The organism is Saccharothrix carnea (assembly GCF_003014735.1).
Classification (GTDB): Bacteria; Actinomycetota; Actinomycetes; order Mycobacteriales; family Pseudonocardiaceae; genus Actinosynnema; species Actinosynnema carneum.
The window spans coordinates 393,828-411,110 of sequence record NZ_PYAX01000005.1; the positions used below are offsets into that span (position 1 = coordinate 393,828).

The window sequence follows — 17,283 nt, forward strand, 5'->3', positions numbered from 1 at the left end:
TGAAGATAACCACACCGATCCGGTTATCGGTGACTTCGATCACCCGAGTGGCACTTCGTCTCAGCATTACTACCGCTCATCGCATCACTCGACTGTTGAGCGCAAGGTCACACGAAAGGTCTTTCAGGCGTGAGCCAGGTCTCCCTACGGTGCACCGCGTATCAGGAACGCACCAGGAGGCCTTACGTGCCGTTCACACCGTCGTCAAGTACGCGAGGAGGGGACCGTGAGCACCTCTGAGCAGCACTCCCCAGCCGACGCCCAGGGCAACCACAACTGGGTGGATGTGCAGAACACCCCCGACTTCCGCGAGTTGCGGCGTCGTCTGCGCACGTTCGTCTTCCCCATGGCCGGGCTCTTCCTGGCGTGGTACCTGCTGTACGTCCTGCTCGCCGACTACGCCCACGGGTTCATGTCGACGAAGGTCTTCGGCAACATCAACGTCGGCCTGATCCTCGGGCTGCTGCAGTTCGTGTCCACGTTCGTCATCACGACGCTGTACGTGCGCCACGCGAACAAGAAACTCGACCCCCTGGCGGAGAAGCTCCGCAACGAGCTCGAAGGGGGGCAGGCGTGAACGGCAACGCACTGCTCAACATCGGCATCTTCGGCATCTTCGTCGCCGCCACCCTGGTCGTCGTCATCCGGGCCAGCCGCAACACCAAGACGGCCGCCGACTACCTCGCCGCGGGCCGGTCGTTCACCGGTCCCCAGAACGGCGTCGCGATCGCGGGCGACTACCTGTCCGCCGCGTCGTTCCTCGGCATCGCGGGCGCGATCGCGCTCAACGGCTACGACGGCTTCCTGTACTCGATCGGCTTCCTGGTCGCGTGGCTGATCGCGTTGCTGCTGGTCGCCGAGCTGCTGCGGAACACCGGCAAGTACACGATGGGCGACGTGCTGAGCTTCCGCATGCGCCAGCGCCCGGTGCGCGCGGCGGCGGCGACGTCGACCATGGCCGTGTCGTTCTTCTACCTGCTGGCGCAGATGGCGGGCGCGGGCGGCCTGGTCGCCCTGCTGCTCAACATCACCGGCAAGTTCGGCCAGGCGATCGTGATCGCGGTGGTCGGCGCGCTGATGATCGCCTACGTGCTCATCGGCGGCATGAAGGGCACCACCTGGGTGCAGATCATCAAGGCCGTGCTGCTGATCGTCGGCGCCGGCGTGATGACGCTGTGGGTGCTGGCCAAGTTCGGCCTGAACCTGTCCAGCCTGCTCGGCTCGGCCGTGGAGAACGCGCCGAAGGCCGGCGAGAAGCTGCTCGGCCCGGGCCTGCAGTACGGCGCCACCGGCACGTCGAAGCTGGACTTCCTGTCGCTGGCCCTCGCGCTGGTGCTCGGCACGGCCGGTCTGCCGCACATCCTGATGCGCTTCTACACCGTGCCGACCGCGAAGGAAGCCCGCCGCTCGGTGGTCTGGGCGATCTGGCTGATCGGCCTGTTCTACCTGTTCACGCTGGTCCTGGGCTACGGCGCGGCGGCGTTGGTGGGTCCGGACAAGATCAGGGCGGCTCCGGGTGGGGCCAACTCGGCGGCTCCGCTGCTCGCCGAGGCGCTCGGTGGTCCGCTGCTGCTGGGCCTGATCGCGGCGGTCGCGTTCGCCACGATCCTCGCCGTGGTGGCGGGTCTGACGATCACCGCGTCGGCGTCGTTCGCGCACGACATCTACGCCAACATCATCAAGAAGGGTGAGGCGGAGGACAAGGACGCCGAGGTGAAGGTGGCGCGGCGCACGGCCATCGTGATCGGCATCGTGTCGATCCTCGGCGGTATCGCGGCCAACGGCCAGAACATCGCGTTCCTGGTGGCGCTGGCGTTCGCGGTGGCGGCGTCGGCGAACCTGCCGACCATCCTGTACTCGCTGTTCTGGAAGCGGTTCAACACCTCCGGCGCGCTGTGGAGCATCTACGGCGGTCTGGTGGTGACGATCACGCTGATCGTGCTGTCGCCGGCGGTGTCGGGCAAGCCGACCTCGATGTTCAAGAACGTCGACTTCGCGCTGTTCCCGCTGTCGAACCCGGGCATCGTGTCGATCCCGGTGGCGTTCCTGCTCGGCTACCTCGGCACCGTGCTGTCGAAGGAGAACGACAAGGCCAAGTACGCGGAGATGGAGGTGCGCGCCCTCACCGGCGTCGGCGCCGAGAAGGCGACCGTCCACTAGTCGCCGCCGTTCCCGCTGGACACCGCGCCGGCCGTCATCCTTTCGGGGAAGACGGCCGGCGTGCTCCTTATCCCCGGTTTATAAGCGCCGTGGCAGCATGGACCCGTGACCGTTCCCAGCGTTGAAGTGTCCGAGGTGCCGGCCGAGCTGCCGGAGGGCAAGGTCCTGCTCGACGTGCGCGAGGCCGACGAGTGGCAGGCCGGCCACGCGCCCGGTGCGTTGCACATCCCGATGAGCGAGCTGGCGGGCAGGCTCGAAGAGCTGCCGGGCGACTCCGAGTTCTACGTGGTGTGCCGCGCCGGTGGCCGTTCCGCGCGGGTCACCCAGTACCTCAACGCCAACGGCTGGGAGGCGACCAACGTCGACGGCGGCATGCAGGTGTGGGCCGCGTCGGGTCGCCCGCTGGTCGGTGAGGTCGACGGCGCGGAGCCCGAGGTCATCTGACATGGCACTGCGACCGCTGCGCGTGGACTGGGTGGCGACCCCGCCACCCGGCGCCTACCCGCACCGTCGCCAGGGTGCGCCGCGCCGGGCCTACACCGGCCCGCCGTCGTACCCGGTGCCACCGCGCTGGGGCTTCCCGCTGCTGGCGTGGCGCTGGCCCACGTCCGTGGCCACGGACGACGACCGGCCGGCCGACACCGTCGACCAGGTGCAGCGGTTGGCGCGGACGGCGTCGCACGCCCTCGGCCTGGCCGCGTTGACCGCGGTGTGGGCCGCGGGCAGTGAGATCTGGCGTTACGTGTTGTTGCTGCTCAGCCGGTACGGCGCGATGTCGGAGACCACGGTCGGCGTGTCGGACGCGATGGTCGTGTCGTCGTCGGTGGTGACGTTCGTGGCGTCCGTGGTCGCCCTGGTGTTCACCCTGCTGTGGCTGCGCCGGGCCCGCAACGCCGCCGCCGCGGAGGCGGGCTACGGGCCGTCGAGGTCCGACCGGGAGGTGCTGGTCGGCCTGGTGGTGCCGGGCGTGAACCTGGTGGTCCCCGGCTCGGTCCTGGCGGAGTTGGAGCACGCCGCGCTGCGCGAACCGGCCACCGCCCGGCCATCCCCGTCCAAGCTGGTCCGCTGGTGGTGGGGCCTGTGGGCGGGCACCAGCCTGTTCGTGGCGTTCACCCTGGTCTGGGGGCTGCGCGACAGCGTGCAGGCGATGGCGGACGGCGTGCTGTTCCACGCGGTGGCCGACCTGCTGGCCGCCGCCGTGGCGATAGTGACCGCCGTGGTGGTCCGCCACATCACCACGCTCCTGCTCCCGGTGGACGCGGGCGCCATCCGCCGGATGAGGGTCGTCGACGTGAAGGACGCCCCGACCCCGGTCCTGCGCCCGGTGCGCGCCTCAGGCTCCCGCCGCTGACTCATCGGTTCGCCGGTACGCGTTCGGCGAGGAAGTCTTCCCAGGTCCGCGTGCCCCTCGTGGCTTGCGGGCCCGCCAGGTTGTCGCCCGCGCGGTAGGCGCGGCCGGCTTTGCCGGGCATCCGGATCGGCAGCGCGGGGCGGCGCTTGTCGTGTGCCGCCAGGTAGCTCCGCACCAGCTCGCCCAGGCCGTGGACCTCGGGGCCCGCCAGGTCGGGCACCAGGCCGGCCGGTTCGCCGAGCGTCAGCCCCACCAGGCGTTCGGCCACGTCGCGGGCGTCCACCGGCTCGAACCGCAATCCACCGGGCACCGGCACGACCGGCAGCCTGGCCATCTTCCCCACCACCGTCAGGACCAGGTCGTGGAACTGGGCGGCCCGCAAAGTCGTCCATGGCAGCCCTGACTCCGCCACCGCGCGTTCAGCGCCGAGCTTCTCCGAGAACCAGGCCGGCGGCATCCGGTCCACGCCGATCGCCGAGATGTGGACGAAGTGCCGCACACCAACGGCCACGGCCGCCCGCACCAGCCGTTCCGTCGCCGCCGCGTCTCCCTTCGGGCCGCCGGCCAGGTGCAGCACGACCTCCGCGCCCTCGACGGCCGCCTCGACGCCCTCGCCCGTGCTCAGGTCGCCGACCACGTGCTCGACGCCGCCCGCCGACGTCCCGCCGCGCCGGCTGAGCACCCGCACCGGGTGACCGGCGTCCGACAGCAGCGGCGTGACGAGGCGGCCCAGGGTGCCGGTACCGCCCGTGACCAGGATGAATGCCATTGTGTCCTCCGAACGGGTCGATGGGTCTGCCACTACGACCCGCGGCGCGGAAGGAACGTGACAAGTGGACGAGCTCACCGAGCGGTTCGAGGAGCACCGGCCCCGCCTGCGCGCGGTGGCGTACCGGATGCTCGGCTCGGTGGCCGAGGCGGAGGACGCCGTGCAGGAGGCCTGGCTCCGGCTGCACCGCGCCGACACCGACGAGGTGGAGAACCTGGGCGCCTGGCTGACCACCGTCGTCGCCCGCCTCTGCCTGAACGTCCTGCGCTCACGTGAGCAGCGGCGCGAGGAGTTCGGCGTGCACCTGCCCGACCCGGTCGTCGGCTACGACGACGGCACCGACCCCGAGCACGAGGCGGTGCTCGCCGACTCCGTAGGCCTGGCGATGCTGGTCGTGCTGGACACCCTCACGCCCGCCGAACGCGTCGCGTTCGTGCTGCACGACCTGTTCGCCGTCCCGTTCGACCAGGTCGCCGCGCTGATCGAGAAGTCGGTCGCGGCGACCAGGCAGCTCGCCAGCCGCGCCCGCCGCCGCGTGCAGGGGCAGGTCCCGACCCCGGACCCGGACCTGGCCCGGCAACGCGACGTGGTCAACGCGTTCTTCGCCGCCGCCCGTGACGGTGACCTCGACGCCCTGGTCGCCGTGCTCGACCCGGACGTGGTGCTCCGCTCGGACGCCGGCGCAGCCTCACGCTTCACCGTCACCTACACCGGCGCGCGCACGGTGGCCGGCCAGGCGGTCACGTTCGGCCGCCTGTCCCCGTTCGCCCGCCCGGCCCTGGTCAACGGCGCCGCCGGGGTCGTCGTCGTGGCCAACGGACGGCCGCTGTCGGTCATGGCGTTCACCGTCAGCGGCGGGCGGATCGTCGCCATCGACGTCCTGGCCGACTCCGAGCGCCTCCAGGACGTCCTCGTACTCCCACACGAGCGCGAGGGGGACGCGCCGGCCGTACCGCTTGAGAGCTGACTCGGCCGAGACGTGCCGGCCGATGAACGTCCGGCCGGTGTCGGGATCGCGCCGGTAGACGATCGCGTCCGTGCGGTCCTCCTCGATGATCTCCATGCCCCAGGCGAAGATCCGGGTGCGGTCGGGTGCGGTGCATATCGAGGATGAACGAGGGCTCCGGGAAGCTGAACTCGTGTTCGAACACCTGACTTCCCAAGCGCTGGGTCCCCGATGAGTCGATCGCGCTGGTCGAGCGGGATCTGGCGGGGTGAAAGAGGCGATGGCTGTGTCCACAGTGGACCTTTCTGGTGCCGTGTGGCGCAAGAGCAGCCGAAGTGGTGGCGCCGGCAACACCAACTGCGTCGAGGTGGCGTTCACCGAGTCCGCCGTCGCCGTTCGGGACTCGAAGAACCCGGGTGCCGCAACGCCGGCGTTCCCCGCTGTTCAGTGGTCGTTCTTCCTCCGGCACTTGGGCTCCTGACCGGTCGCGTGCCACCGTGGCCCCATGCGGGTACTTGCGGCGGCACTGGTCCTCACCCTGCTCGGCTCCGGTGTGGCGAACGCCGACAGCGGGAAGAAGTTCGACCTCCAGGCCCACCGGGGTGGCATCGGGCTGACGGTCGAGAGCACGTTGGCGGCGTTCGGCAAGGCGCTCGAACTGGGCGTCACGACGCTGGAGCTGGACGTCCAGATCACCAAGGACGGCCGGGAGGTCGTCACCCACGACCGCAGGACGAACCCGAACAAGTGCGTCGACACCGCACCCGCGTTCCCCGGTGACCCGGCGTACCCGTACGCGGGCAAGTACGTGAAGGACCTGACGTTCGCGCAGGTCCGCACGCTGGACTGCGGTTCGCGGCGCTGGTCGCAGTACCCGGACCAGGAGCTGTCGCCCGGCGCGAGGATGCCGACGCTGGCCGAGGTGTTCGCCCTCGCCCGCGACTACCGCGCGTTCCACGTGAAGTTCAACATCGAGACCAAGGTCGAGGCCGCCGCGCCGCACGAGACCGCGCCGCGCGAGCAGTTCGTCGAGGTCACCGCCCGCGAGATCCGCAAGTCCGGCTTCTTCCGCAACGTCACCATCCAGTCGTTCGACTGGGGCACGCTGATGCTGTGGCGCCAGGCCGAGCCGCGCCTGCCGCTGGTCGCGCTGACCCAGCCGGAGTTCCTGCGCCCCGGCTCGCCGTGGACGGGCGGCCTGGACCTGGCCGACTTCGGCGGCAGCGTGGTCAAGGCGGTGAAGAGCTTCGGCGCCTCCGCCCTCTCCCCGGTCCACGGCAACCCGCAGAACGGCAAGGTGGGCGACCCCGACTACGTCCCGTTCACCACGAAGGCCCTGGTGGACGAGGCGCACGCGCACGGCCTGAAGGTCGTCCCGTGGACGATCAACGACCCGGCCACCATGCACAAGCTGATCGACGACGGCGTGGACGGCATCATCACCGACTACCCGGACCGCCTGCGCACGGTGATGGCCGAACGCGGCTTCAAGCTGCCGAAGAAGTACACGCGCAAGCGCTAGTCGGACGTCAGCGGCAGGTCGTGCAGGCCCCGGATGACGAACTCGGCGCGGCGGCGGGGGGTGGCGGCCAGGGTGGCGTTCGGGAGCTTGCGGGCCAGGGAGGACAGGGCGGCCTGGACCTCGATGCGGGCCAGTGGGGCGCCCAGGCAGTAGTGGATGCCCATGCCGAAACCGAGGTGCGGGTTGGGGTTGCGGGTGATGTCGAACCTGTCCGGGTCGGTGAAGACCTCGGGGTCGCGGGCCGCCGCACCCAGCAGCGCGGCGATCTTCCGACCCGGCTCCACCTCGAACCCGGCGATGGTGACGGGCGCGGTGGCGGTGCGTTCGAACAGTTGCAGCGGCGAGTCGTAGCGGATCAGCTCTTCCACCGCCGTGGGCAGCAGAGAGTGGTCGTTCACCAGGCGGCGCCACTCGTGCGGGTGGTTCATGAGCGCTTGGACGCCGTTGCCGATGACGTTGACCGTGGCTTCGTGCCCGGCCATGAGCAGCAGCACGGCGGTCGCCACCAGCTCGTCCTCGGTGAGCTTCGCGCCATCGGTGTCGGTGACCGCCACCAGGTCGGACACCAGGTCGTCACCGGGTGACGCGCGCCGCAGCGCGATCAGGTCACGCAGGTAGGCGACGAACTCGGTCGACGCGTGCTCGGCAGCCGCCTGCTTGTCCTCGGCCAGGTCGTACTCGTACATCTTCACGATGGCGTTGGACCACGGCTGCAGCAGCGCGCGGTCTTGGGCGGGCACGCCCAGCAGTTCGGCGATCACCTCGACCGGCAGCGGCGCGGCCACGTGGGACAGCAGGTCGGCCTGCCCCTCCGAGGCGATCTTGGCGACCAGCTCGTCCACCAGCCGGTCGGCCAGCTCCGCGATCCACGGCCGCAGGCGTTCCACGTGCCCCCGGCCGAACGCGGCGGCCACCAGCCTGCGCAGCCTGCTGTGCGTGGGCGGCTCGTTCTCCAGCAGCGAGTTGCGGTGCAGCAGGTTGAACGACGTGAACCGCTCGACCGGCTTGGCGTCGGTCCAGATCCGGCCGAGCGAGCGGTGCTTGAGCACGGCCGACGCCGCCGCGTGCGACACGGCGACCGCGACGCCCATCTCCTCGTGCCAGTGCACCCCGCCCTGCGCGCGCATCGCGGCGAACGCGGTGTACGGATCGGCGATGAAAGCCGGATCGTGCTGGTCGAAGGAGGTCACGGTGACGGACGGTAGGTCTTGAGCGCGGCTCGCGTCCATCCGAGTGTGGTTGTTGTGTCAAATATTCAGGGACCTGTGACTTCACGTAGTCGGGTTGACCCGGTGCGTGGTCCACCAGGAGCATCCCTGGTCGTGTCACCTGAAGTCGTCGCCCACCGGGGTGCGTCCACCCACCGCCCCGAGCACACCCTCGCCGCCTACGAGCTGGCCCTGCGGCAGGGCGCGGACGGGCTGGAATGCGACGTGCGGCTCACCAGGGACGAGCACCTGGTGTGCGTGCACGACCGCACGATCGACCGCACCAGCGGCGGCACCGGGGTGGTCGGCGCGATGACGCTGGACGAGCTGCGCCGGCACGACTTCGGCAGCTGGCACGGCGGCGAGCCGGCCGAGGTGCTGACGCTGGACGTCCTGCTCGGGCTCGCCGCCGACCACGGCAAGCGGCTGTTCGTCGAGACCAAGCACCCGGTCCGGCACGGCGGCCGGGTCGAGCGCAGGCTCGCCGAGGCGCTGGGCGGGCACCGGGTCGACGTGGTGATGATGTCGTTCTCCGTCTTCGCCGTGCACCGGTTCAAGAAGCTCAAGCCCGAGGTGCCCACGGTGCTGCTCTACGACCGGCTGTGGCCGACGACGAAACCCCACTTCGTGGACTACGCCGGACCGGGAGTTCACCTGCTCAGGCGTCACCCGGGCAGGGGTGAGGGTGCCTACGTGTGGACGGTGGACGACCCGGTCGACATCGCGTTGTGCCGGGAGCGGGGCGTGCGGTTCCTCGCCACCAACAACCCGGAGGAGACGCGCGAGCACCTTGCGGATAACTTGACGCCCGACCAGCCCTGAGAACGAGGAGGCGCGCGGTGGCGAAGCGGACGGCCGTGAAGAACAAGCCGGCGGACGGCGTCAACCCGCGGCAGCCGTGCCCGTGCGGCTCCGGCAAGCGCTACAAGGCGTGCCACGGCTCGGCGGGCGGCGCGGCGGACGTGATCGTCTCCCGGCCGTTCCAGGGCCTGGCCGCCGAGGCGGAGCTGATCGCGCTGCGCGAGTTCGTGCCCTCGGCGACGGTGAAGCTGCCCCTCAAGGACGGCTCCGGGCGCGAGATCGTGCTGGCGACCGTGCTGCCGATGGCGGCGGCGGGCCTGGTGCGGGCGGACGGCACCGCGTTCGTCGGCCTGCAGGTGCAGACCCGGTCCGGCGACCTCAGCCGCGACCTGGCCCGTGCCGTCCAGTGGGCGCTGACCGCCAAGATTGGTGACGCCCTCGCGGTCGTCGGCCCGGACGACGGCTCGAACCCCGGCCGGTTGCAGGACCTGCTCGACCCCGAGGCCGCGTTGAGCCCCGAGCTGCACCCCGACTTCGCGTGGTGGCTGCCGCCGGACAACGAGCCGGCCGGCGAGGTGGCGCTGTCCCTGGAGCGCGCCAACGCCGCGATCCTGCCCACCGAGCGCCTCGACGCGCCCGGTGTGGACGCCGCCTACTGGGTCGACGCGGGCGACAAGGCGCACCTGCGCTGGGTCCGCCCCGAGCCGGAGGAGACGCTGCTCGCGGCGCTCGCCCGGCTGTCCGTGCGCGGCGAGCTGGACCTGGGCGAGGGTTCCCGGTACGCCGGGTCGTTCCGCGCGCACGGCCTGCTCGTCCCCGTCTGGGACCTGGACCGCGAGCTGCACTCCAGTGAGTGGGCACCGGGCGCCGAGGCGTTGGGCAAGCGTTTGCGGGACGCCCTGACCAGCCTCGACGCCGAACCGCTCACCGAGCAGGAGCGGCGGGCGCGGGACGGTCTGCGCGGGCGGCAGATCACCCTGCGCTGAACCTGTCCACAGGTATCCCCAGCTTTGTCCACAGGTACCTGTGGACAAGTGAGGAGGCGGAGTGATCCTGCGGATCAGCCCGAAGGCCGACTGGCGGCGTGCCCGCGAGGACGGCGCGATCCCGCTCGACCCCGACGGTTTCGTGCACTGCTCGGACCCGGGCACGGTGCACCTGCCCGCCAACCGCCTGTACGCCGGCCGGCACGACCTCGTGCTGCTGGTGATCGACCCGGAGGGCCTGCCGGTGCTGTGGGAGCCGGGCGAGACCGAGGACGGCCCGTGGTTCCCGCACGTCTACGGGCCGATCCCGGCCGACGCGGTGGTGGCCGTGCACGAGTTCACCCCGGACGCCGATGGCGCGTTCCGGCCGTTGCCCGTTTTGTGACCTCGGTCTGAGGCAACCGACCACCCCCTTCGAGCGTGTCCTCTCCGACGGTGGCTGAGGGGCCACCGCCGGAGGGGGTTTCGAGGTGACCGCGGTCTTGCCGGGGGAGAGAGCCACCGATCGGGGTGGGGGGACGACGGCCGACTTCGCCGACTTCGTGCGGATGTCGTTGCCGGGGCTGCTGCGCTACGGGCACGCGTTGACCGGCAACCCGCACGACGCGGGCGACCTGGTGCAGTCGGTGCTGGAGAAGGTCGGCGCGCGGTGGTCGGCGGTGCTGCGCAAGGGCGAGCCCTTGGCGTACGTGCGGCGGTCCATGGCCAACGCCAACACCAGCCGGTGGCGCCGGCGGCGGCGCGAGGACCTGGTGGCGGAGTTCCCGGACGCGGTCGCCGCGGCGGCCCACGACCGGCTGGAGCACGAGCCGCTGTGGCAGGCGTTGCGAGCGCTGCCGCCGCGTCAGCGCGCCGTGGTGGTGCTGCGCTTCTACGACGGCCTGTCCGAGGCCGAGATCGCGCACACCCTCGGCGTGTCCGCGGGCACGGTCAAGAGCCAGAACAGCAAGGCGATGGCGACCTTGCGCGCACGACTGGGGGAGTCGGGGTGAACATCGAGGAGGAGCTGGGCCGGTTGCTGCAGGACGACCGGTTGGACGTGGTGGCCAGGCCGGACGCGACCGAGGTGGTCGTGGCGGGGGCGCGCCGGGTGCGGCGCCGGCGGACCGCGGTGGTGGGCGCGGTCACGGCGATCGCCCTGGTGGCGAGCGGGTGGGGTGTGACCGCGCTGAGCGGCTCGTTGAGCCTGCCGCCCGTGGACCCGGCCGTGCTGCCGACCACCACCGCGACCACGGCACCGGCAGGTCCGGTGACGGTGACGGCGGCGCCGAGCACCGTGGTGGAGACGGTCGTCGTGACCGTGACGCAGGGACCGCAGCGGCCGAACGTGGGGTACGGCCCGGTGAAGTTCGGCATGACCGAGCAGGAGGTGGCGGCCACCGGACTGGTGACCGCGGCGCCGGGCGGCGAGTGCGTCGCGTTCAACTGGACGGGTGACCCCGGCACGGTGAACGCCGTGCTCGTGGCCCGTGGCCAGGGTGTCGTGCGGATCAAGTTGCCATCGGACGGCAAGACGTCGACGGGGGTCGGCGTCGGGTCGACGGTGGCGCAGCTGGCGGAGAAGTACCCGGCGGGGGAGCAGCACCGCCCGGGGTTCTACGACGTGCCCATGGCGGGGGACGTCGGCTGGAAGTACGTGTTCGTGCTCGAGGCCGAGAAGGTCGTCGAGATCAGGATGCAGCGGCTCACCGCCGACTGCTGGGACCAGGGGGAACAGCGATGAAGGTCATGGGTGTGGTGTTGGCGGTGGCGGGTCTGGCGCTGGTGGGGTGCACGTCCGAACCGGACGCGTCGATCGGCACGGCGTCGTCCGCGACGACCACGACGACGAGCCCGTCCAGCCCGTCCAGCCCGTCCGGCACGTCGGCCGTCGCGCCGAGCACCGTCACGGTGCAGTCGACGGTGACGAGCACCGTGCAGGAGACCGTGGTGGTGGACGCGACGCCGGTGCTCAGCCACACCGGGTTCGGCGCGATCAAGCTCGGCATGACCCGCGAGCAGCTCGTGGCGACCGGCCTGGTCGGAGAGCCGACGCTGCGGATGAGCGCGCAGTGCGACATGTACCCGCTGAAGTCCGACAACGGCTACGCCTGGATCCAGGACGGCCAGGGCGTCATGGCGATCACCGTGAAGTCCGGCGCCAAGACCACCGAGGGCCTGCCGGTCGAGATCAGCCCGGCCGACCCGCGACTGACGAAGACCTACCCGAGTGGTGAGGCCGGGCCGAACGGCTTCACCGCGTGGGTGAACGACAACGTGAGGTACTTCTTCCACGGCCACACGTCGCTCACGCGCCGGGGTCAGGCCTGCTTCAACTGACCTCGGCCGCCGGTGGGGGCGTGGGGGAGGATGGACCGATGAAGCCGGTCGTGCTGGCGGTCCTCCTGCTGCTCACCGCCTGCGAGTCGCCCGCACCGCGGGCCGTGCCGCCCGCCGCGGACGTCAGCGCGACGTCCGGGGTGGACGGCACGGCCGTGCTCGACGCCCGCGGCATCGGCGCGGTGCGGCTGGGCATGACGGCGGCCGAGCTGGAGGCGACCGGCGAGATCGGCGGCGACATCACCACCGCGGAGTTCTCGTGCACGATCCGCGAGTTGAAGGCCGCGCGGGGCTGGGTCGGGATCCAGGACGGCGTGGCGGTGGAGATCCGGGTCGACGGGGGTGCCGGCACCCCGGAGGGCCTGCGCATCGGTGATTCGCGGGCCCGAATGCACGAGGTCTACCCGGGCGTGGAGCAGTACCCGCACGGCTTCGTCCGGCCGCTGGACGCCGAGACCGGCTACAAGTTCTTCTTCGAGAACGCGGGCGACACGCTCACCGGCATCGGCCTGGTGCGGGCCGACCGGGGCTGCCTGACCTGAGCGCCCGACCCGTGCACGCCGCGACGCCCGCCACCGGGGGAGGTGACGGGCGTCGTTCGCTGTCAGCGGGTCGGGTTACAGGCTGCCGCCCGCGGCCCGGGGCGCGCCGCCGTCGGCGTCCTCGCCCACGGTCTCGCGGGTCAGGAAGTTCTCCACGTGGAACAGGTTGCCGTCCGCGCGGTCGATCACGGTGAGCAGCGTGCTCATCGACGCGACCTCCTCCACCTGTTCCTTGAGGAACCACTGGAGGAACTGCTCGCCGATGTAGTCGCCTTCGTCACGCGCGGTCTTCGCGAGCGCCACGATCTGCTCGGTGACCTTCTTCTCCTGCTCCAGCGCGAGCGCGACCGGCTCCCGCGGCGCGGTGAAGTCGTTGCGCACGTCGTCCACACCGGGAATGGCCACCGGCAGTCCGTTGTCCATCAGGTACTGCACGATCATCATCGCGTGGTTGCGCTCTTCCAACGCCTGCTTGTAGAAGTGCGACGCGAGGCGCGGCAGGTCGTTGGCGTCGAACCAGACCGCGATGGCCACGTACTGCTGCGAGGCCGTGAACTCGTTGCGCACCTGCTCCTGGAGCAGGCCGTGGAACTTCGAGGAACGCGCGCCGGTAATCTTCTTCAAGTTGACAGCCATGCTCGAAGAATACCCGATAGTGTGGTTTCAATGCATTGCAGGTAAGGCTTGCTAAGCTTAGGAAAGGGTTGCCGAAGAAAGCTTAGGCAACCCTTTCCGGGTCCATTCAGACCAGGGGTGCGCGGTCGATCGGGCAGGACATGCAGCGCGGCCCGCCGCGGCCGGAGCCCAGTTCGGAACCGCTGATCCGGATCACCTCGACGCCCGCGTCCTCCAGTCGCGCGTTCGTCTCCACGTTCCGCTCGTAGGCCACCACCAGGCCCGGCCCCACGGCGAGCGTGTTGTTGCCGTCGTCCCACTGCTCGCGTTCCGCGGTGACCGGGTCCAGCCCGGTGTCGATCACGCGCAGCCGGTCGATGCCCATCGCGTCGGCCGCCGCCTCCAGGAACGGCCGCCGGTCGTCGACCGCGACACCGCCCGCGCCATCGGACCGCACGGGGTAGGCGAACAGGTTGTCCCGCACCGCCGGGTACATCACCACGGCGTCCCGGTCGACCATCGTGCACACCGTGTCCAGGTGCATGGTCGCCCGCTCCTGCGTGATCGGCACCGCCAGCACGGTGTGCGCCAGGCCGTCCGCCAGCGCGGACCGGGCGAACGACTCGGCGCCCGCCGGCGTGGTCCGCTCGCCCACGCCGATCGCCAGCACACCCGGCGCGAGCAGCAGCACGTCACCGCCTTCGACCGGCGCGGAGTGCGCCCCGTAGGCGCGGCCGGTCTTGCGGAACCGCGGGTGGTAGGCGTAGATCAGGTCGGTCAGCGCGGTCTCCCGGTCGCGCGCGGGCAGCGCCAGCGACGTGATCGCGACCCGGTCGCCCACCCACACCGACGAGTCGCGGGTGAACAGCAGGTTCGGCAGCGGGTCGACCGCGAAGTCGATCGGGTGGTGCATCTTGCGCACCAGCGACGCGCCCTCGGCCGCGGGCAGCTCCTCGAACGTCATGCCGGTCATCAGCGCGGTGGCCAGCTGGTCGGGGCTGATCGAGGCCAGGTGCGAGCGCAGCGCGTCGGCCAGGTCGATGCCCAGCCGCCGCTCGTTGACCGCGCTGTGGATGCCCGCGATCCGCGCCCGGTCGTCGTGCAGCGCGTCGACCAGCAGGTCCGCCAGCAGCAGCACCTCGACACCGCGCCCGCGCAGCAGTTCGGCGAACGCGTCGTGCTCCTCCTGGGCTCGGTCGACCCACGGCACGCCGTCGAACAGCAACTGGTCGTTGTTGCGCGGGGTGAGCCGCTTGAGCTCGGCGCCGGGACGGTGCAGCAGCACCGTGCGCAGGGGGCCGACTTCGCTGTCGACGCGGGGCGCCGCTGCCGGCTCGCCGTCGGTGGACGCGGTCTGGGCGATGTGCGCAGTCACGCCACCGAGGGTAACCCGAGGTCGGTCGGATCAGCAGCTCTGAGCGGCCCGTTCCAGCGAAACTCGATCGTATGACCGCCTTGGAATGGCGATTCGTTGTGTCATCGGGTACTTGGACGCGTGAAGTGTTGCGTTGTGAGGTGGACTGCCGGTCAGTCGAGGTGGTTGCGGGATGATCGTGTTCTACCGGGGAGGATCAGTGGCGGACTTCCACTTGTTCATCGACGCGCCCGACAACACCGCTTCGGCGACCGGCCAGTTGCTCCAAGAGCTGGTCAGGGGCGCGCGGGTCGACGCACGGCCCGCGCAGGCCGCGTCACCGGAGGGCTCGAAGAGCGGCACCGGCGCGACCATCGCCGAACTCGTCCTCAACGGCGCGCTGCCCGCCGCGGTGGCCGGCGCCGTCGCGTCCGTGGTCGCCTCGTTCGTGCAGCGCGGCGGCGCCCGCAAGGTGACGATCAAGAACGGTGACGACGAGATCACCGTCGAGGGCGTGGACGCCCGCTCGCAGAAGGCGCTGCTGGAGGCGTGGCTGCGCGAGCACGAGAGCGAGGGGTGAGGTGGGTCGGCACGCCCTCCTCGTCGCCACCGGCGAGTACGAGGACGTGCGGCTGAGCAGGCTGCGCGCGCCCGAGCAGGACGTCGAACGGCTCGCCGCCGTGCTGGAGGACCCCGACGTCGGCGGGTTCACCACGGTCGAGGTGCTGCGGGACCGGGCCGACCACGAGATCCGCCGCGCGGTCGAGGACCTGCTCGCGCCGCGCGAGGCGGACGACCTGGTGCTGCTGTACTTCTCGTGCCACGGCCTGACCACGCCGGCGCGGCGGCTGTACTTCGCCGCGTCGAACACCGTGCAGGACCGGCCCGCCGGCACCGCGATACCCCGGTCGTTCCTCAACGAGCAGCTGGAGGACTGCCGGGCGTCCGGCCGGATCCTGCTGCTGGACTGCTGCTTCAGCGGCGCGTTCGTGGAAGGGTTCAAGGCGGGCGGGACGAGCGTGCTGGACGACGTCGGCACCGGGTACGTGGTCATGACCGCGTCCAACGCCTACGAGTACGCGTTCGAGCAGGACTCGCTGTCCCTGGACGCGCCGGTCGCGTCGCTGTTCACCGACGTGCTGATCGAAGGCCTCGCCGGCGGTGCGGCGGACCTCGACGGTGACGGGTGGATCGACGTCGACGAGCTGTTCAAGTACGCGCAGGGCGAGGTGCGCGGCCGGCGTCCCGACCAGACACCGCAGTTCTTCGCGCACGGCTCGTCGCAGCCGCTGCGGATCGCGCGGGCCGGTGGCTCGCCCGGTCGCCGGCCGCGCGGCACGGCGTCGTACACGTCCGGTCAGCTGCTGGTGGCGCGCGGTTTCCGGGCCGCCGCCGAACCGGTGTGCCGGACGTTGGGGCCGATGGGGCGGCGGGCCGTGGTGTTCGTGGACCGGCGGCCGGTGGAGCTGGCCGACGCGTCGGCCATCGTGGCCGCGTTCCAGCCGGACGAACCGCGGGACTGGCTCGGCGCGGGCTACGTGCGCGACCTGGTGCTCCAGGTGCGGCGGGACGCCGGTGACGGCGCGGCGTCGGCGGTGGCCGTGGCGCGCGGCGCGATCGGCGGGCTGGTCGAGGCGATGCGCGACGGCCACAACCCGGTGCGGCTGATGCGCGGCGTCACGTCCGCCGCCGCCCGCGCGGTCGAACTGATCACCGAGTCCGCGGTGCGGTTGAAGACCTCGGACGTGCGGGCGTTGGCGATTGCCGCGGCGGGCAGCGCGGAGATCGGCGGCCTCGTCGCGGAGGTGGTCGGGGAGACCCGGATGCGCGCCCCGATCCTGGTGGAGGAGGGCCAGGGCATCGGGCTGCAGTACGAGATCCGGCCGGGTCTGCGCTTGGCCGGTGGCTACGCGTCGAGCCTCTTCGTGACCGACGTGGAGCGGGACGAGGCGGTCTTGGTCGACGCGCGGGTGCTGCTGGTGAGCGGGCGCCTGCCCACCGGGCTCGGCAATGCGGTCGCGACCATCCGCGACGAGGGCCAAAGCCTGTTCGTGGTTTGCGAGGAGCTTCCGCACGATGCGCTCACGGCGGTGCTGCGAATCGGTGGCCGGTGGTCGACCCTCGCGGCCGTGACCGACCACCATGGGCTGAACCGGCTCCAGGCGACGGTCGGCGGCACGATTCTCGACGCGGACCTGCTGGAGACGGCGAACCCGCGCTCATTCGGCCAGGTGGAGAAGGTCGTGGCCACCTCCCGGGAAGTCGTGGTGTACGGCGGCCACCCGCAGAGCGACACGAAGGCGGGCTTGATCCGTGCCCCCGCCGCCGACCTGCCGAAGGTGGAGCGCGCTGTGCGTGCCGTGCGCAGTGCCGCACACGAAGGCGTGTTACGCGGCGGCGGTGTGGGCTTGGCCGACCTGGGCGCTCGCCTGGCGGCGGACGCCGCGGGCACCCCGGAGGAGATCGCCGGCTGGCAGGCCTTCGCCGCCGCCCTGGCCGAACCGGCCCGCCGCATCGCCGAGAACGCCGCCGTCACCGTCGCCGACCTGGACCCGACCCTGCTCGACTCGGCGGGCGTCGCCCGCACCGTCGTCACCGCCGCCGCCCACACCACCTCCCGCTTCCTCCTCGTCCACTGACCCGCGTGTCCTACGTCCAGAACGCGCGTGTCCCACGTTCAGAACCCCCGAGTTCAACGCTCAGGACGCCA

General features: G+C 71.2%; 20 protein-coding genes. 16 read left to right on the plus strand and 4 right to left on the minus strand.

Annotation, left to right across the window (positions count from 1 at the left end; all coding sequences use genetic code 11):
- Positions 1-280: 280 nt before the first annotated feature.
- From B0I31_RS16675 to B0I31_RS16690, 4 genes are all read left to right on the plus strand, one after another.
- Positions 281-577 (plus strand): DUF485 domain-containing protein, encoded by a 297-nt coding sequence (locus tag B0I31_RS16675; RefSeq protein ID WP_425444370.1) that lies wholly within the window; start codon positions 281-283, stop codon positions 575-577.
- The gene (locus tag B0I31_RS16680) at positions 574-2,160 is read left to right on the plus strand and encodes a solute symporter family protein (RefSeq protein ID WP_106616293.1); all 1,587 of its coding nucleotides are present in this window, start codon (positions 574-576) and stop codon (positions 2,158-2,160) included. Before B0I31_RS16675 ends, B0I31_RS16680 begins: the two co-directional genes overlap by 4 nt.
- Positions 2,161-2,265: 105 nt before the next feature.
- The gene (locus B0I31_RS16685; RefSeq protein ID WP_106616294.1) at positions 2,266-2,604 is read left to right on the plus strand and encodes a rhodanese-like domain-containing protein; all 339 of its coding nucleotides are present in this window, start codon (positions 2,266-2,268) and stop codon (positions 2,602-2,604) included.
- 1 nt (position 2,605) lies between these two features.
- A complete protein-coding gene (locus B0I31_RS16690) occupies positions 2,606-3,511 on the plus strand; it encodes a DUF4328 domain-containing protein (RefSeq protein WP_106616295.1) in 906 nt (301 codons plus the stop codon).
- Position 3,512: 1 nt separating this feature from the next.
- Here the strand turns inward: B0I31_RS16690 and B0I31_RS16695 are convergent, their stop codons facing one another.
- Complete coding sequence (locus B0I31_RS16695; protein ID WP_106616296.1) at positions 3,513-4,280, minus strand: SDR family oxidoreductase; 768 nt, start codon at positions 4,278-4,280, stop codon at positions 3,513-3,515.
- A 64-nt stretch (positions 4,281-4,344) separates the two neighbouring features.
- Here B0I31_RS16695 and sigJ point away from each other — a divergent pair, with 64 nt between their 5' ends.
- From sigJ to B0I31_RS16710, 3 genes are all read left to right on the plus strand, one after another.
- The gene (gene sigJ, locus B0I31_RS16700; RefSeq protein WP_106616297.1) at positions 4,345-5,247 is read left to right on the plus strand and encodes an RNA polymerase sigma factor SigJ; all 903 of its coding nucleotides are present in this window, start codon (positions 4,345-4,347) and stop codon (positions 5,245-5,247) included.
- A gap of 259 nt (positions 5,248-5,506) precedes the next feature.
- Positions 5,507-5,707, plus strand: coding sequence for a DUF397 domain-containing protein (locus B0I31_RS16705; protein ID WP_181320200.1), 201 nt, complete (start codon positions 5,507-5,509; stop codon positions 5,705-5,707).
- Positions 5,708-5,731: 24 nt separating this feature from the next.
- On the plus strand, positions 5,732-6,748 hold the full coding sequence (locus B0I31_RS16710; protein WP_106616298.1) for a glycerophosphodiester phosphodiesterase: 1,017 nt from the start codon (positions 5,732-5,734) through the stop codon (positions 6,746-6,748).
- On the opposite strand, the gene B0I31_RS16715 is transcribed toward B0I31_RS16710, so the two are convergent.
- Positions 6,745-7,977 (minus strand): cytochrome P450, encoded by a 1,233-nt coding sequence (locus B0I31_RS16715; protein WP_106616299.1) that lies wholly within the window; start codon positions 7,975-7,977, stop codon positions 6,745-6,747. The genes B0I31_RS16710 and B0I31_RS16715 overlap by 4 nt on opposite strands.
- A gap of 93 nt (positions 7,978-8,070) precedes the next feature.
- On the opposite strand from B0I31_RS16715, the gene B0I31_RS16720 reads away from it, so the two are divergent.
- The 7 genes from B0I31_RS16720 to B0I31_RS16755 all read left to right on the plus strand — a co-directional run bounded on the left by B0I31_RS16720 (position 8,071) and on the right by B0I31_RS16755 (position 12,604).
- Entirely contained in the window at positions 8,071-8,778 is a 708-nt protein-coding gene (locus B0I31_RS16720) for a glycerophosphodiester phosphodiesterase family protein (RefSeq protein ID WP_106616300.1), read from the plus strand.
- A gap of 17 nt (positions 8,779-8,795) precedes the next feature.
- Entirely contained in the window at positions 8,796-9,743 is a 948-nt protein-coding gene (locus B0I31_RS16725; RefSeq protein ID WP_106616301.1) for a DUF5926 family protein, read from the plus strand.
- Positions 9,744-9,804: 61 nt separating this feature from the next.
- The gene (locus B0I31_RS16730) at positions 9,805-10,128 is read left to right on the plus strand and encodes a DUF952 domain-containing protein (protein WP_106616302.1); all 324 of its coding nucleotides are present in this window, start codon (positions 9,805-9,807) and stop codon (positions 10,126-10,128) included.
- 85 nt (positions 10,129-10,213) lie between these two features.
- Entirely contained in the window at positions 10,214-10,735 is a 522-nt protein-coding gene (locus tag B0I31_RS16735) for a SigE family RNA polymerase sigma factor (RefSeq protein WP_281262300.1), read from the plus strand.
- A complete protein-coding gene (locus B0I31_RS16740; RefSeq protein ID WP_106616303.1) occupies positions 10,732-11,466 on the plus strand; it encodes a hypothetical protein in 735 nt (244 codons plus the stop codon). The genes B0I31_RS16735 and B0I31_RS16740 overlap by 4 nt, the downstream gene beginning before the upstream one ends.
- A complete protein-coding gene (locus B0I31_RS16750; protein ID WP_181320201.1) occupies positions 11,463-12,062 on the plus strand; it encodes a hypothetical protein in 600 nt (199 codons plus the stop codon). The genes B0I31_RS16740 and B0I31_RS16750 overlap by 4 nt, the downstream gene beginning before the upstream one ends.
- 38 nt (positions 12,063-12,100) lie before the next feature.
- Positions 12,101-12,604 carry a hypothetical protein gene (locus B0I31_RS16755; protein ID WP_106616305.1) on the plus strand — a complete coding sequence of 168 codons (504 nt, stop codon included), beginning with the start codon at positions 12,101-12,103 and terminating at the stop codon, positions 12,602-12,604.
- A 75-nt stretch (positions 12,605-12,679) separates the two neighbouring features.
- Here the strand turns inward: B0I31_RS16755 and B0I31_RS16760 are convergent, their stop codons facing one another.
- Entirely contained in the window at positions 12,680-13,240 is a 561-nt protein-coding gene (locus tag B0I31_RS16760) for a ferritin (protein WP_106616306.1), read from the minus strand.
- A 106-nt stretch (positions 13,241-13,346) separates the two neighbouring features.
- Positions 13,347-14,594, minus strand: a complete 1,248-nt coding sequence (locus B0I31_RS16765; protein WP_245949978.1) for an arginine deiminase — start codon at positions 14,592-14,594, stop codon at positions 13,347-13,349.
- Between the two features lie 172 nt (positions 14,595-14,766).
- On the opposite strand from B0I31_RS16765, the gene B0I31_RS16770 reads away from it, so the two are divergent.
- Together B0I31_RS16770 and B0I31_RS16775 are read left to right on the plus strand one after the other, a co-directional pair.
- The gene (locus B0I31_RS16770) at positions 14,767-15,153 is read left to right on the plus strand and encodes a hypothetical protein (protein WP_106616307.1); all 387 of its coding nucleotides are present in this window, start codon (positions 14,767-14,769) and stop codon (positions 15,151-15,153) included.
- 1 nt (position 15,154) lies between these two features.
- The gene (locus tag B0I31_RS16775) at positions 15,155-17,212 is read left to right on the plus strand and encodes a caspase, EACC1-associated type (RefSeq protein WP_181320202.1); all 2,058 of its coding nucleotides are present in this window, start codon (positions 15,155-15,157) and stop codon (positions 17,210-17,212) included.
- Positions 17,213-17,283: the final 71 nt, after the last annotated feature.